At 43.3% G+C, this 15,110-nt stretch carries 12 protein-coding genes and 1 pseudogene; 4 read left to right on the forward strand and 9 right to left on the reverse strand.

The window, feature by feature from the left end:
* Positions 1 to 3 precede the first annotated feature (3 nt).
* Entirely contained in the window at positions 4 to 1,536 is a 1,533-nt protein-coding gene (locus tag BN1691_RS14120; protein WP_147545748.1) for a putative glycoside hydrolase, read from the reverse strand.
* 272 nt (positions 1,537 to 1,808) lie between these two features.
* On the opposite strand from BN1691_RS14120, the gene BN1691_RS07385 reads away from it, so the two are divergent.
* Complete coding sequence (locus BN1691_RS07385) at positions 1,809 to 2,237, forward strand: DUF2621 family protein (protein WP_048601562.1); 429 nt, start codon at positions 1,809 to 1,811, stop codon at positions 2,235 to 2,237.
* 78 nt (positions 2,238 to 2,315) lie between these two features.
* On the opposite strand, the gene BN1691_RS07390 is transcribed toward BN1691_RS07385, so the two are convergent.
* The 5 genes and pseudogenes from BN1691_RS07390 to BN1691_RS07410 all read right to left on the reverse strand — a co-directional run.
* Positions 2,316 to 2,687: a DUF423 domain-containing protein gene (locus BN1691_RS07390; RefSeq protein ID WP_048601563.1), complete on the reverse strand. Its 372-nt coding sequence runs from the start codon at positions 2,685 to 2,687 to the stop codon at positions 2,316 to 2,318.
* A 95-nt stretch (positions 2,688 to 2,782) separates the two neighbouring features.
* The gene (locus BN1691_RS07395) at positions 2,783 to 3,874 is read right to left on the reverse strand and encodes a DmpA family aminopeptidase (protein ID WP_048601564.1); all 1,092 of its coding nucleotides are present in this window, start codon (positions 3,872 to 3,874) and stop codon (positions 2,783 to 2,785) included.
* A complete protein-coding gene (locus BN1691_RS07400) occupies positions 3,871 to 5,484 on the reverse strand; it encodes a PAS domain S-box protein (RefSeq protein ID WP_048601565.1) in 1,614 nt (537 codons plus the stop codon). Before BN1691_RS07400 ends, BN1691_RS07395 begins: the two co-directional genes overlap by 4 nt.
* Positions 5,485 to 5,566: 82 nt before the next feature.
* Positions 5,567 to 6,475 (reverse strand): ATP-grasp domain-containing protein, encoded by a 909-nt coding sequence (locus BN1691_RS07405; RefSeq protein ID WP_048601566.1) that lies wholly within the window; start codon positions 6,473 to 6,475, stop codon positions 5,567 to 5,569.
* 51 nt (positions 6,476 to 6,526) lie between these two features.
* A pseudogene (locus BN1691_RS07410) lies at positions 6,527 to 7,048 on the reverse strand (peptidylprolyl isomerase); the annotation flags it as partial.
* A gap of 472 nt (positions 7,049 to 7,520) precedes the next feature.
* On the opposite strand from BN1691_RS07410, the gene BN1691_RS07415 reads away from it, so the two are divergent.
* Complete coding sequence (locus BN1691_RS07415) at positions 7,521 to 8,852, forward strand: anaerobic C4-dicarboxylate transporter family protein (RefSeq protein ID WP_048601568.1); 1,332 nt, start codon at positions 7,521 to 7,523, stop codon at positions 8,850 to 8,852.
* Between the two features lie 300 nt (positions 8,853 to 9,152).
* Positions 9,153 to 10,484: an anaerobic C4-dicarboxylate transporter family protein gene (locus BN1691_RS07420; RefSeq protein ID WP_048601569.1), complete on the forward strand. Its 1,332-nt coding sequence runs from the start codon at positions 9,153 to 9,155 to the stop codon at positions 10,482 to 10,484.
* Positions 10,485 to 10,619: 135 nt separating this feature from the next.
* Here BN1691_RS07420 and BN1691_RS07425 read toward each other — a convergent pair whose 3' ends face one another.
* The 3 genes from BN1691_RS07425 to BN1691_RS07435 all read right to left on the reverse strand — a co-directional run bounded on the left by BN1691_RS07425 (position 10,620) and on the right by BN1691_RS07435 (position 13,570).
* Positions 10,620 to 10,955 (reverse strand): thioredoxin family protein, encoded by a 336-nt coding sequence (locus BN1691_RS07425; RefSeq protein WP_231638361.1) that lies wholly within the window; start codon positions 10,953 to 10,955, stop codon positions 10,620 to 10,622.
* 89 nt (positions 10,956 to 11,044) lie between these two features.
* Entirely contained in the window at positions 11,045 to 11,917 is an 873-nt protein-coding gene (locus tag BN1691_RS07430) for a cation diffusion facilitator family transporter (RefSeq protein WP_048601570.1), read from the reverse strand.
* Between the two features lie 270 nt (positions 11,918 to 12,187).
* A complete protein-coding gene (locus BN1691_RS07435) occupies positions 12,188 to 13,570 on the reverse strand; it encodes a glycine--tRNA ligase (RefSeq protein ID WP_048601571.1) in 1,383 nt (460 codons plus the stop codon).
* 474 nt (positions 13,571 to 14,044) lie between these two features.
* On the opposite strand from BN1691_RS07435, the gene BN1691_RS07440 reads away from it, so the two are divergent.
* Positions 14,045 to 15,091 (forward strand): copper amine oxidase N-terminal domain-containing protein, encoded by a 1,047-nt coding sequence (locus BN1691_RS07440; protein ID WP_048601572.1) that lies wholly within the window; start codon positions 14,045 to 14,047, stop codon positions 15,089 to 15,091.
* Positions 15,092 to 15,110 lie beyond the last annotated feature (19 nt).

A 15,110-nucleotide genomic window follows, 5' to 3' on the forward strand; every position in this document is an offset into this window, starting at 1 on the left:
ACCTCATGGCGTCAAGGGTGTATAATCCACGCCTCTCGTAAATCGATTCGTTGGATCCCATAGTAGGAATTCTGTGATTCCTTGCTCATGCAAGGCTCGGATCTGTGCTTCGATCTGCGCTTTACCATAAACCTGATAGGTTCCCTTCGGAAGATAGCTCGCGGTAAAGTCTTGAATCCATGGACGAGAAATGGGTCGCTTCTCTCCAAGAGCAGCTAACACTTGATTCTCCACCTTCGCATACTCCGTCACCAATTCATAAGGGTGTAGGTCTGGATTGTTCACCCCAAAGTATGAGGTTCCCCAATGAGAGGGATAGATCATAGAGGAGATCACATCCACCTGCTCACTAATTCTTGTAAAGTTTTGACCGATCCCAGGTGCTTCTGATACCGTTGCAGAATAGCCAAAGATATCTACCGAGACATGAACGCCATATGGTGCTAGCTCTTTCCGTGCATAAGCGACGAAGTCTGTCACAGCATCCACCCGAAGCTGAACAAGACGCTCCTTCTCGGTAAACTGAGGAGGCTGTGGCTGTTGCTGATGGAGTTCAGCGATGGCAGCTTCCAGTTCCGCAACCTTCTGTTGGGCTTCCTCTTTCGCAGTAAGCTCTGTCATATTCTGCATCCGTAGATTCCACTTCATTAGCTTCATTTCATAGGTGAGTAATTGTTTTACATACTCCTGCTGTGCTTCCATAAAGGCTTGCTCCAGCTCGATAAATTTTTGTGGCTGCTTATCCGTATATTCACCCATGGAGTAGACCAGGTGTTGATCACGGTTCTCAAAGCCTTCAGGGAAACGAACATAATCAAATTGAACCTCTTTAAAGCCCATCTGTGCCGCTTTCTTGGCAATCTCCACGTTATACTCCCAGGTTTCCTTCAAAAATGGATTAATAAACGCTTCTCCTCGCCGATTTTTCCATACTTGACCACCCTCCTGAAAAGAGAGCTCCGGATGCTTAATAGCCAATACCGTATCCTTGAAAGCAACGATCCGAGCAATGGGATAAACCTCATGCTCCTTCAAGGTGGTGATCACTTGCTCCGGATTTAAGATGGACATACTGTTTTCGGAGAGTAGACCGTCCCCCTCCACAGGAAAAGGAATATAGCCATGATCATCCTTAAGATCGATGACAACAGCGTTTAACTCTGTATCATCAAGGAATTGCATCAGCTCTTGAAAGCGAGAGCCACCTGCTGTATTGGCTGTTACATAGATCCCCATCACACCCTCTGCTGGATAGTTAAACTCCGGTGCATAAGGGTATTTCAACGCTGGTGCAGGTTGCTCTTCTTGAACATTCTCTTGCTTACTTCCTTCATCGTCATTTTGGTCCTCTGCTGGGCCTTCTTCTCCCTGCTGTTCTTGTTGTCCCTGTTGCTCTTGCTGTGCCTGTTCTTCTTGCTGAGCCCCATCTCCTTGATTGGGTTCATGTGCTTGTGGCACTCCCTCGCTCATTGTGCTGCATCCCGTGCTTACGAGCATTAACGAGGCAATCACCAATGATAGAATCTCTTTTTTCATGCAGTTTTCTCCTCACCTAATCTTCTTTCATTCTTATCTATCTCGAAAGGATAGAATCCCTTCCATGATCGGCCGAGAGTATCCTCTACTGTGCTTCTTTATATTATACATGGAAAAGGGATAATTGGTTATGTGAAAAGAGTTGCGATCCTTTCCTTCCCTTCACTGGTTCAATCCTGTGCTAACCTTCAACAATTGCCAATTGGACTCCTCCTAAGTTATGATGACATTACAAACGTATTTTGGAATGGAATAACTGAGGTGAGAAGAAGATGAGTATGATTTTTGGCGTTGGAATAACCGTTTGGATGACCATCCTCATTACGCTGATTTCCATCGGGGGCTTCTTCATGCTACGAAAGTTCTTAAAGTCCATGCCAAAGGAGGATGGAAAATCTGAATTGGATTGGCAGGACTACTATATTGAAAAGAGCTTACCCTTATGGACAGAGGAAGGGAGAGAATTACTAGAGGAATTGGTCTCTCCTGTGCCTGCCATGTTTCGTGATGTTGCCAAACGGTCCATCGCTGCTAAAATCGGTAAACTAGCACTAGAGGAAAGGGTGGAATTGATCACCATTGATGTGATCATTCGGGGCTATATCATGGCCACACCAAAACGGGACCATAAAATGCTCAAGTCACATCTAGAGAATAGAGGCATTGATTACACCCCATATCAACATCTCTTTTCTTCGTAAAAACAGGCAAAAGGGCTCTCCCTTTTGCCTGTTCAATTACGAGAAGTGTAAGAGTTCTTCCTTCATACTATGCGGTTCTCATGCCTTTAATGCCGCGATAAACATCAATGCCCAGCCAATTAAGAAGGCAACACCACCAAAGGGGGTAATCGCTCCTAGCCAGCGGATTCCGCTCATGCTCAAGACGTATAAACTTCCAGAGAATAAGATAATCCCAGCAAAGAGTAGCCAACCTGACCAGTTTAAGTATGAGGTTAGCCCCCAACGTTCCATAAGCATCGCCACAGCTAATAACCCTAAAGCATGAATCATATGATACTGGACACCTGTTTGATAGGTTTCCAGCGTTCCTAATTGCAATAAGTGATCTTTAAGAGCATGCGCTCCAAATGCTCCCAATGCCACAGCTAGAAAGAGATTGGCACTACCGAGGGCAACAAATATTTTCATGATGATTCCTCCTGATTTCTTTGCCATTATTCACTCTCTAGTTTAGCATACTTGGCATATTGTTTATAGTTTTATCCCTTGCTGCGGCAAGAATATTATGGCTGGAGCAATTCTGGATAAGCGATGAGCCAATCTCGTAGACTGGACCGAGTATGACCGTCCCGACCCTCTGTTTTTTCTCCATTTAGTAATGCCTTTAATACGGCTTCCTCTGTAGCTTCTGCTGCTGCACGGAATGCTGTTGTAATCCCATTTTCATGAAAATACTGCCAGGGTAGAACGGGCTCTTCTGCATAATGAGGAATCCGAAATGCTGTTGAGAAGCCAATGACGATGTCCCCACTGCCATTCCCAATAAAGGAGCCCATTCGCGTAATTCCTATAACAGCTCGCTTACAAATCCGCTGCAATTGGCGTTCATTGACTGGAGCATCAGTAGCTACCACAATGATAATCGAGCCGCGTTCCTCTGCTACCGTTCCTGTTCCAGAGGCTTCATTCTTCCCTGCTTCCATCAGCCTTTCGATCCGTTGACCAACAGGAACTCCCTTCACCTGAAGATCTGGAAGAAGTCCATAATTGGCTAGGACTAACACACCTACTGTATAGTTCTGGTCAGCCATTTGGATGACACGGGACGATGAACCGATACCACCCTTGAGGTGAAAATTGCTCATTCCCGTACCAGCACCCACAGCACCTTCAGCAAAGTCTGTATCTGCATTGGCGATGGCCTGCCAGACATGTTCCTGCTTAATATGCAATCCGCGTATATCATTGAGGTAACCATCATTACACTCGCCAACTACAGGATTAACAGTACCTGTGGTGCGACCGATATCCTCATTCTGTTTCAACATATACTGCACCAAGCCATCTGCAACAGTGCCTACGCTTAAAGTATTCGTGAGCAGAATAGGTGTCTCTATTTGCCCTAATTCATTCACTTGTACCAAGCCAATGGTTTTGCCAAAACCATTAATCACATGAGAGGTAGCCAGTACCTTCTCCTGAAAAAGGTTGCCGTCATGAGGTAAAATTGCTGTTATACCTGTTCTTGCGGTCCCTTCCTTCAAGGTCATATGACCTACACGTACACCGGGAACATCTGTGATCGTATTCTTCTTGCCTTTTGCAAGTTGCCCAATCCGAATGTCAAAGTCTTCTGGTTGCCATGTCTTCATCATGTTCGTTCCTCCTCATCGGTATGTCCTTGCTCGATGCCGCAAACAGGCAATCGCAATTCTACTCTGGTCCCTTCATGAAGTTTGCTCTCCACACACAACTGTCCACCATGATTGGAAATAATCTTCTGACTGATGGCCATTCCTAGGCCAGTCCCATGCTCCTTACTAGTGAAAAATGGCTCTGTGAGATGATGGAGAGTGGTTTCATCCATTCCCATACCTTCATCCTGTACACGAATCACCACCTCCTCCTCTTTCCCTTCTACTTCAAGCCGAACCCCTCCTCCTGTTGGCATCGCTTCAATACTATTTTTTATGAGATTGATTAAGACTTGCTTAATGGCATTGGGATCGCAATGAAGGAGCGGCACACTTCCCTTCCAAAAACAGCGGAGTGTAGTCTGATGCTGATGCGCTTCTGGCTCCATCAACGCTACTGTCTCTAAGATAAGTCGGTGCAGATCGTATTCAACCAAGCGTTCTGCCTGAGGCTTCGCAAAGACTAGGAACTCACTAACGATCATATGAATGCGATCGATCTCCGACTTCATGAGATTACAATAGCTTTGTGTTGTTGGATCAGGATTCTTTTCGGCAATTAGTTGAGTAAATCCCGAAAGAACGGTTAGTGGATTCCGAATTTCATGGGTTACTGCAGCGGCTAATTGACCCACTGCTGCTAGCTTTTCTGTACGGAGGAGACGTTCTGCTGTTCTTTTCCTTTCCGTAATGTCCCTGGCCAAACTTGCCATGGCGATGATCGTCCCCTCTTGATTGCGAATGGGAGAGACAACTACGTTGATATCAATTGCCTGGCCATCCTTGGTTCGATTCACTGTGTCGAAGGTGATAGGCTCCATCTGTCTCAATACCTGTGTGATCACACGTTCAACCTCTCCCTCGTCAGGATTGGTGAGCTGCGATAAAGAATGGCCCAGTGTTTCCCATTCCTTCCAGCCGAAAACCATCTCAAAAGCAGGATTGACCTTGATCACACGGCCTGTTAAGTCAGTAACAACGAGAGCATCTGTGGTATTACGGATAAATGATTCTAGATACTCTCGTGTAGAATGCAACATCATCCCTACTTGAGCTTCACTTTGCTCAATTTTGGCACGCAGAGACTCTAGATAACGAGTCGTCAAGTAAAGATAAAGAATTATCACCATATCAAAAAGCAACAAAATAATAATATGATGATCTTTCAATTCTGAAAAGATATCATCATGATAGGTATAAAATGCAGAGATGGTTGATAGGAATGTCAGAAAGCCTGCGAATAGAATCACTTTTTTGTTCTGATAAAATGAGCTAACGATTAAGATAAACCAAATAAAAATAAAGTTCAACAGGGATGGATTAAGATAAATCCAGACCCAGACTACCATAAACATGGAGAGAATGGTTCCATACATCAGCTTGTGTACTGAGTAACCTAAAATAGATAAGTAAGTTAATATGGTTAATGGGACAGCCCATGTGATGAGCAGGTAGCCCATATAAGGATAGCCACTAACCTGATTCATAATTAGATTAACGATACCAAATACCCAGTACCATTTCATCAAAACCTGATGTCGATATGGAAGTTCTTTTTCTGGATTCCACATCATTCTCTCCCCCCTTTATGCCACTGATTGTAACAAAAAAAGTATCAATGGCTACGCCTTTGATACTTTCCCCATTCGATTGTTAGGCATGAATTCCCAAGCGTACCCTTACAAAGTTAAATATTTCCTCCGGGATGCTAAGAGGCGCAACTTGTTCAATTCCACGAAATCCCGGTGAAGAATTGGCTTCACATATTTTAAAATGCTCACCATCAAAAAGCAGGTCGATCCCTGCAATATCGAGGTTCAGGATCCGTGATGTCTCTGTGGCCAACCATTCGATCTCTGGTGTGATAGGATACGGCTCCACTAAGCCACCACGGGAGTAATTGGCCTTAAAGTTCTCATCTAAGGAGCTGCGCTTCATACATGCAACCACACGACCCCCAATGGTAAAAACACGGAGATCCTTGCCTCGACTGGTTGCTACATACTCTTGAAGAATAATATTGGCATTGCTTGTTGTTGAACTAATAAACTCCATTAAATCCATAAAGCTAGAACGGCTTTCGCATAGAAAAACGCCATTTCCTTTTGACCCAGATAGGGTTTTTACTACCACCGGGAATCCTAGCTGCTGTTCTACCAATGAGACATTGATCGGGAATTTGACTAACATGGTTTTCGGTACAGGCAAATTATGTTCCGCTAAAATTTGTTGCGTATACAACTTGTCACGAACAATTTCAATACTATGGGATGCATTAATGGTATGTACCCCTAAACGTTCAAGGTGGCGGATCACTGCCAGGGCAAAATAGGTCGTATTCGCACCTAAGCGTGGCAAGACAAAGTGGGGAAGGGGGAGTACCTCACCATCGATCATAATACTTTTACGATCCTCCCGAGTAACCACTAGCTCAAATTGCTCAGGTTGAAAAACTTCTAATTGAATTCCACTCTCCTTCGCCACAGCTACCAGACGATGTATCTCATACGCATCTGGCCGTAAGTTGGCACCTGACTCCCGATATAAAATCCACCCTTTCAAGCCTGTTCCCTCCCTTATGACTGTACCGAAACTTTCTTCAATACCGTCACCTTATTCAACTTTTTCCACAGGACCATATTCAACGCCGAACGTTTCCACTGATACCTTGGCAATCCGCTGATCCTCCAAGGGCTTATCATTACGATCCCGTTTTACACCGACAATCCGATCCACTTCCTCCATACCATGAAGCACTTTGCCAAAAGAGGCATATTGACCATCTAAATGAGGTGAATTTGCCGCCATAATAAAAAACTGCGAACCCGCTGAATCAGGGATCATGGTACGAGCCATGGATAGAACTCCCCGTTCATGCTGTAATGAATTGGGGAACCCATTCTGAGTAAACTCGCCACGAATGGAGTAACCAGGGCCACCCATCCCTGTCCCTTGAGGACAGCCCCCTTGAACCATAAAGCCTGGAATGACCCGATGAAAAATCAGGCCATCATAGAAGTTTGCCTCTATTAAAGAAATAAAATTACGAACAGTATTCGGAGCGATCTCAGGATACAACTCTACTTCAATCTTTTGACCATTCTCCATTTCAATTGTCACCATTGGATTCTGCACGATACTTCATCCCTTCCTATTTATATTTGTTCAACAAAGCATTCATGAAATCCTATTTCTTATCATACCCTAACCTTTGGCAAATCGCGACTTGCTTTTTTCTAAACAGGTACCCCCCAAGAACTGGACAAGGGTCACAAAAATGACAAGCTTACTTGCACATAAGAAAAAAGCGGATCGTTACCCCCAATTTTCGGGTATGCGATCCGTTATCTGTTTCTATATAATTACCTATTCTGTTATATATCATAAATTTAATGACCATAGGTTTCAATGCATCTGTACCATTTAATTTTTATAGTAATATATCATACATGATCTCTCCAATTTTGTGTGTTACGAATTAAGGACAAAAGAGTGTCATCTTTGATCTTTTTGTGAATTTGTGATGAATTTCACACTTTCCAATGCTAAATATTGTATGATACTGGATGTGCAAGGGGACAATTTATGCAAATTTGGGGGTGTACTTATGATCTGGCTTCAGTTTTTAGTCGTCCTTATCTTTATTTTCTGGGGGGCTCGACTTGGTGGTGTCGGCCTTGGTGTTATGGGTGGATTTGGTCTTGCTGTTTTGGTCTTTGCATTCGGTCTTCAACCAACATCACCACCTATTGATGTTATCCTAATGATTTTAGCTGTAGTAACTGCTGCTGGTGCAATGCATGCAGCTGGTGGTCTTGATTACTTGGTCTACCTTGCCGAAAAAATGTTACGTAAAAATCCCTCTCGTATCACCTTCATGGGACCTATTGTAACATACCTATTCACATTCTTTGCAGGTACAGGTCACGTTGCTTACTCCGTACTTCCTGTTATTGCTGAGGTAGCTCGTGAATCTGGTGTTCGTCCAGAACGACCCATGGGGATTGCAGTCATTGCTTCTCAACAATCCATCACCGCTTGCCCGATCTCCGCTGCAACGGTTGCACTACTCGGATTGTTCAGTACAGCTGGTTATGATATCACATTGATGGATATCATGATTGTTACTGTTCCAGCTACCTTTATCGGTTGTATGATTGCAGCCTTCATCTCCTCTAAAACAGGTGTTGAATTGGCAGATGACCCTGAATATCAACGTCGGGTACGTGAAGGCTTAGTTGAACCAAGCGGTGTAGCATCTGGTGTGAAGAGAGAATACAACATTACCACTGCTGCAAAAATCTCTGTTCTTTTCTTCCTATTAGGTGCAGTTCTCGTCGTTCTGCTCGGTAGTATTGAAACATTACGTCCAGCATGGGAAATCGATGGTCAATTAAAGCGTATGAACATGCCGAATACCATTGAAATCACCATGTTAACCGTCGCTGCACTCATTATGGTTACTGCTAAGACCAAAGTTGAAAAGGTTATTAACAATGAAGTGTTCTTAGCAGGTGCTACAGCTGTTATCGGTATCTTCGGGATCGCTTGGATGGGTGATACCTTCTTCCAAAACAATATCGAAACCATTAACAATGCTATTCAAGATGTTGTTTTGGCTCAACCATGGACATTCGCAATCGCACTCTTCTTCCTCTCTGTATTACTTTACAGCCAGGCTGCAACAGTTCGTGCGCTAATGCCATTAGGTATCTCTCTGGGAATTCCAGCACCATACCTAATTGCAATGTTCCCATCTGTTAACGGTTACTTCTTCATCCCAACTTATGGTACTATTATTGCTGCTTTGAACTTTGACCGTACAGGTACTACTCATATTGGTAAGTACTTGTTCAATCACAGTTTCATGGTTCCAGGTTTAGTGGCAACCATTAGCGCTGTTGCAATTGGTTTTGGTCTTGCTGCTATCCTTTTATAATTTCTTCTTACCATTGCGAATGCTGTAATCTAATCAATATCCTATTCCTAAATACCCTAACCTAACTTCAACCTTACCCTCAGTTTTACACGATATTAAAACACCGAGAGCCCTACACTCTCGGTGTTTATTATTTTTATTTTTTATCTTTGTTACAGAATGTGTACAATCGTCATCATCCTCTTCATCTCGATGAGCAAATGTGAAATGCATCACATTTGCTACTTTTTTATTCATGTATTCTAATCATGTGCAAGGGGGACAATATCATTAACTTATGTTATCTACGGAGGTGTATTTATGATTTGGCTTGAGTTTCTAGTCGTCCTTATCTTTATTTTCTGGGGAGCTCGACTTGGTGGAGTCGGTCTCGGTGTAATGGGCGGATTTGGTCTCGCCGTACTCGTCTTTGCTTTTGGTCTACAACCAACATCTCCACCTATTGATGTAATCCTAATGATCTTAGCTGTAGTAACCGCTGCAGGCGCAATGCACGCAGCCGGTGGTCTTGATTACTTGGTCTACCTTGCTGAAAAAATGTTACGTAAAAATCCCTCTCGCATTACCTTCATGGGACCTATTGTTACTTATTTATTTACCTTCTTTGCAGGTACAGGTCACGTTGCTTACTCCGTACTTCCTGTTATTGCAGAAGTAGCTCGTGAATCTGGTGTTCGTCCAGAACGACCCATGGGGATCTCAGTAATCGCTTCACAGCAATCCATCACCGCTTGTCCTATTTCCGCTGCAACCGTAGCATTATTAGGATTGTTCAGTACCGCAGGCTTCACTGTTGACCTGATGGACATCATGATGATCTGTGTACCTTCCACATTTATCGGTTGTATGATTGCCGCACTTATCTCTGCTCGTACTGGTGTAGAACTTGATGATGACCCTGAATTCCAAAAACGGGTTCGCGAGGGTTTAGTTGAACCAAGTGGTGTAACATCTGGTGTTAAGAAAGAATACAACATCACTGGAGCTGCTAAAATCTCTGTTCTTCTCTTCTTAATCGGCGCACTTCTTGTTGTAATCTTAGGTAGTGTTGAATCCTTACGTCCTGCTTGGGAAGTTGAAGGTGTCATGAAGCCGATGAGCATGCCTAATACCATTGAAATTGTAATGCTAACCATTGCAGCATTAATCATGGTATTAAGTAAAACCAAAGTAGAAAAAGTAATTAACAACGAAGTGTTTATTGCAGGTGCTACTGCCGTTATCGGTATCTTCGGGATCGCTTGGATGGGTGATACCTTCTTCCAAAACAACATTGAGACCATTAATGGCGCAATTCAAGATGTTGTATTAGCACAACCATGGACATTTGCTATTGCACTCTTCTTCCTATCTGTATTGCTCTACAGTCAGGCTGCAACGGTTCGTGCATTAATGCCATTAGGTATCTCTCTTGGTATCAGCCCTGCATTCCTAATTGCAATGTTCCCAGCAGTTAATGGTTACTTCTTCATTCCAACCTATGGTACCATTATCGCAGCATTGAACTTTGACCGTACAGGTACTACTCATATCGGTAAATACCTCTTCAATCACAGCTTCATGGTTCCAGGTATCGTGGCAACCATTATCGCTGTAGCCGTAGGCTTTGGTTTATCTGCAGTACTTTTATAAACCCTCAACCCTCATCATGATTAAGATTCGAATTTAATGTCGTAATTAATCCTATAATCTACCATCCTAAACCTAACTACCCTAACTATTTAAATCAACCTAACCTTAAGCATTACAAAAAAACATCGGGAGCCCCTACATCCCGATGTTTTTCATTTGCTCCAAGCGTTCTTCCAATTGTCCTACTGGAATAAAACGTGCAAAGCGAAATAACTCTTTCCCTTGATAAAAGGCTAATACTGCAGGTGCCGTAAAGACCTGCATCTGACCTGCCATCTCCGGTATCTGAGAGGCATCTACATGCCATGCATTCCATTCTGGATATTGGGGAAGGAGGTTCTCTAGCTGTGGTTTGAACCCATGACAAACACTGCAATTGGGTTGAGTAAAATAAAAAAGGAGCAATCGATCCTCAGAGAGTAGGGCTTGTCCTTGCTCCCAGCTCTTTAATAATTGTAATTCCATACACATCACTACATTTCTTTAACTTTTATATACCATATGGGGTATATCTTTATTTTAAAAAATATAACCCCCCTTGTCAAGGAGGGACTTTTCTCTTATTGTGGATTAAGCTTTGGTTCTACGTGGATATTGACACTGGTCTGTGGAAGTGACCCGGTAATCTCCATTTCGATTTGATCACAGATCTCATGGGATTGGGATACGGTAATATCTGAGGCCATTTCCAAGTGAAAATCTACGTATCGTGCACTCCCTGCTTTTCGTGTCTTCAAATCATGGTACGTGACTTGATGCAACTGCTCATATTTCTCCAATACTTCTTTAATCACAGCTTCCTCAGCATCGGGGAGCTTGGCATCTAATAATGGACTAAATGCAGTAGAGACTAATTCATAAGCTTCCTTCACGATAAGCCCTGCTACCAAGATAGCTACCACAGGGTCTAACCAATAAAGGCCTGTAATCTTCATCAAGACTAAGCCAATAGCAACCCCAGCCGAGGTGTATACATCGGTCTTCAAATGAAGGGCATCTGCTTCTAAAGCGATGGAATCCTCCCGCTTCGCTACCCGATAAAGGATACTGGAGATAAAAAAGTTCACAATGGCCGAAACAGCCATCACAGTGATTGCAAGATATTCCTGTTGCAGTGGTTCTGGGTGAAGCAACTTGCCTACAGCTTCTTTTATAATTAATGCTGCTGCAATAAAAATGAGCAACCCTTCGATGACACCAGAGATATTCTCCATCTTACCATGGCCATAGGGATGCTTCTTATCTGCAGGACGATAGGCATACGTCACAGAGAATAATGCAATAAAGGATGCCAAAAGATCCATGGCTGAGTGAATCGCTTCTGAAAGAATACTGACTGAACCGCTCAGAAAGCCTGCTATCGCTTTTATTGTAATTAGGAATGAATTCGAGATAACAGATAGCAACGCAACTTTAGAACGGATATTGGCCATTGTTCTTTCCCCCTTATTCCTTATATTAGATAAACTGTAAATCATTATTTTTATATATAGAAAAGCCTGTGAGACTGTTTGGAGTCCCACAGGCTTAGTATTCCACAAAATCCTGTTGCCAATTTTGGCCCGATATCCATGAAGGATATCTGTCTCAAAAAGGAGTAAATTTACTCCTATTCTACAAGCTAAACTTAACATTGTCAATCTTATGCTGTGGTAAATTATGCTCAAGAGTAATTGTAACTCCATCTTTGAACGATTGCTACACTAAAAAGTTATTTTTTCATCGAGGAATGCCTTCACATCTGCGATGGGGAGACGCACCTGTTCCATGGTATCGCGATTGCGGATGGTTACCTGCCGATCCTCTTCTGAATCGAAGTCATAGGTAATGCAGAAGGGTGTACCAATTTCATCCTGACGGCGATAGCGCTTCCCAATGGAGCCTGTCTCATCAAAGTCCACCATAAAGTGCTTTGCTAGTTCTCGATATACCTCAAGTGCACCATCAGACAGTTTCTTCGAGAGTGGGAGCACTGCAGCTTTATAAGGAGCAAGGGCAGGATGAAAATGTAGAACATTCCGTGTTGTTCCGTCCTCCAAACTTTCTTCCTCATATGCATTGATCAAGAAAGCTAAGGTGACCCGATCCGCACCAAGGGATGGCTCAATACAATATGGAACATACTTCTCGTTCGTCTCTGGATCAAGGTAAGTAAAGTCATCACCGGAGAATTCCATATGACGACTCAAGTCGTAATTAGTACGAGAAGCAACACCCCATAATTCTCCCCAGCCAAATGGGAAGAGGTATTCAAAGTCCGTTGTTGCATTGCTATAATGGGATAACTCCTCAGGAGAATGATCTCGCATCCGGAGACAATCCTCTTTCATACCAAGGGTTAATAGCCATGTATGAGCTTGTTCCTTCCAATATTTGAACCATTCCATCTCTTCTCCTGGCTTACAGAAGAATTCTAGTTCCATCTGTTCAAACTCCCGTGTGCGGAATGTAAAGTTACCTGGTGTAATCTCATTACGGAAGCTCTTCCCGATCTGCGCGATTCCAAAGGGGAGCTTCTTCCGCATGGTACGTTGTACATTCTTAAAGTTAACAAAGATCCCTTGTGCTGTTTCAGGACGAAGGTAAATCTGATTGGTGCTAGACTCTGTAACACCTTGGAAGGTTTTGAACATTAAGTTGAACTGCCGAATAGGGGTGAAATTATGGGCACCACATTCTGGGCAGGCAATTTCATGCTCTTCAATCAATGCTGCCATCTGTTCAAAGGAAAGACCATCCACGATCATCTCAATACCCTTAGCTTGTAGTGCTTCTTCAATGAGCTTATCTGCACGATGCCGGGCTTTACAAGCCTTACAGTCGATCATAGGATCATTGAAGTTTCCTAAGTGTCCAGATGCTTCCCATGTACGAGGATTCATTAAGATGGCAGCGTCCAAGCCCACATTATAGGGAGATTCTTGGACGAATTTTTTCCACCATGCCCGTTTTACATTATTCTTCAGTTCTACGCCAAGGGGACCGTAATCCCATGTATTCGCCAATCCTCCATAAATCTCTGATCCAGGGAAGATAAAGCCTCGATGCTTTGCTAATGCAACAATTTGCTCCATTGTAACGTTCATGTTATCATTCGCTCCTTTATTGTACTAACTAAAAAACTCTCGTCGCTAGGCAATTAAGCTGCCTAGGGACGAGAGTTAACTCCCGCGGTTCCACCCTAGTTGATGCACCAAATTGTGCATCCCCTTTCCATAAGGTAACTCCAGAGTGCCTTTTCACAGAGATGCTGACTAGGCTTCCACCCTTCCTAGTTCGCTTCATGCAGCAGATCCTCTGTTACTATCCATCTTTCCTCGTTACGGTAAAGAGTATTCAGTTGAAGATTATCATATCAAACAGCCCTTAGGACGTCAATAGGGGCAATCTCTCTCCTTATCTTCCTTAAGGGTTACCTTAATAATGGAAAGGCCATAACTTTTTTGCCATTTCAAACGTTAACCGGAGTGAAAGGATAAATGGAGATAGACCATTTCATTAGAATCCCCCCGCTATTCCTTGAAGATCATGGGGAAGGGGAACAATAGGAGGAAATCATTATGAAAAAATTTCTGAGCACAGTCATTATTGGTACGCTGTTAACTACCTCACTACCTGTTCTGGCAGAATCCCCGGAGCCTGTCCTGTACAATGGATCCAATCACTCAGAACTCATTGCACAGAATCCTCAGAGCAATGAGCATAGTACTAATGCCATCCGAATCAATCAAGGACTTCTTGATACTTCATTAACCTGGTATACCACTGAGCATGGCGACGTCCTTATACCGCTTCGGGTCATTGCAGAGGCACTAGGCTATGAGGTGATATGGCATGGAGAAAACCAAAGCATCGAACTAGTTCGTCTCCCCCATTGGGTAACATTATCAATCGGTGAAGACCAATATGGCTTTGGCAAAATGGCGCCTCAGCCATTAGGTGTGGCACCTGTCTTACGGGAGAACCATACATATGTCCCCCTCTCCCTATTTACACAACTGATCCCTGGTTATGAAGGGAAAGTAGAAGGTAATATTCTCTCCATTACTGCAGAAGAGAATAATCAAGAGGCTGAAGCTTCTCAGCTAGGAGAAATATACGGTACCATTAACAAGCTCACCAGCACAAATCATGGTATCTCCCTTGAGGTGGTCCAGGACGGTAAAGAGGCAATGCCGGAAAATACAATCATTCTTCATGTAAGTGATGAGACAGTGATTCTCAATCCGATTACTGGAGAATCACTAAGTTCAAGCAAACTACAGGAAGGTGACCTGATTCGTGCTTCCTATGGACCGGCAGTGGCTTTAAGCATGCCACCACAATCAGCTGCTGTACGCATCGAAGTCTTACAAGAAGTTGGCTTCACCACGGGAACAATTGGTGAAATTCATGAGACGGATGGGATAACATCCATCTTAGTTGGTGATCTGACAAAAGGGATTCAATTCACAATCGGAAAAGAGACCATTATTGTTGATCAAGATGATAAAGTTCTTCCCATCTCAAGTTTAAGCAAGGATATGAAGGTTGATGTCTATCACAGCCTTGCGATGACGAAGAGCTTACCACCCATTGCCAATGCCTATAAAGTCGTGGTGAAATGATGATCTATGAACCTTTGTA

The sequence above is a fragment of the Rubeoparvulum massiliense genome (assembly GCF_001049895.1).
In the GTDB taxonomy this organism is placed as follows: Bacteria; Bacillota; Bacilli; order Rubeoparvulales; family Rubeoparvulaceae; genus Rubeoparvulum; species Rubeoparvulum massiliense.

What these genes read in the sequence shown, in the direction of transcription:
- BN1691_RS14120 (WP_147545748.1), bottom strand. Translation starts at nt 1,536, where the DNA reads ATGAAAAAAGAGATTCTATCATTGGTGATTGCCTCGTTAATGCTCGTA.
- BN1691_RS07420 (WP_048601569.1), top strand. Translation starts at nt 9,153, where the DNA reads ATGATTTGGCTTGAGTTTCTAGTCGTCCTTATCTTTATTTTCTGGGGA.
- BN1691_RS07395 (WP_048601564.1), bottom strand. Translation starts at nt 3,874, where the DNA reads ATGATGAAGACATGGCAACCAGAAGACTTTGACATTCGGATTGGGCAA.
- BN1691_RS07385 (WP_048601562.1), top strand. Translation starts at nt 1,809, where the DNA reads ATGAGTATGATTTTTGGCGTTGGAATAACCGTTTGGATGACCATCCTC.
- BN1691_RS07425 (WP_231638361.1), bottom strand. Translation starts at nt 10,955, where the DNA reads ATGTGTATGGAATTACAATTATTAAAGAGCTGGGAGCAAGGACAAGCC.
- BN1691_RS07440 (WP_048601572.1), top strand. Translation starts at nt 14,045, where the DNA reads ATGAAAAAATTTCTGAGCACAGTCATTATTGGTACGCTGTTAACTACC.
- BN1691_RS07400 (WP_048601565.1), bottom strand. Translation starts at nt 5,484, where the DNA reads ATGTGGAATCCAGAAAAAGAACTTCCATATCGACATCAGGTTTTGATG.
- BN1691_RS07415 (WP_048601568.1), top strand. Translation starts at nt 7,521, where the DNA reads ATGATCTGGCTTCAGTTTTTAGTCGTCCTTATCTTTATTTTCTGGGGG.
- BN1691_RS07390 (WP_048601563.1), bottom strand. Translation starts at nt 2,687, where the DNA reads ATGAAAATATTTGTTGCCCTCGGTAGTGCCAATCTCTTTCTAGCTGTG.
- BN1691_RS07430 (WP_048601570.1), bottom strand. Translation starts at nt 11,917, where the DNA reads ATGGCCAATATCCGTTCTAAAGTTGCGTTGCTATCTGTTATCTCGAAT.
- BN1691_RS07435 (WP_048601571.1), bottom strand. Translation starts at nt 13,570, where the DNA reads ATGAACGTTACAATGGAGCAAATTGTTGCATTAGCAAAGCATCGAGGC.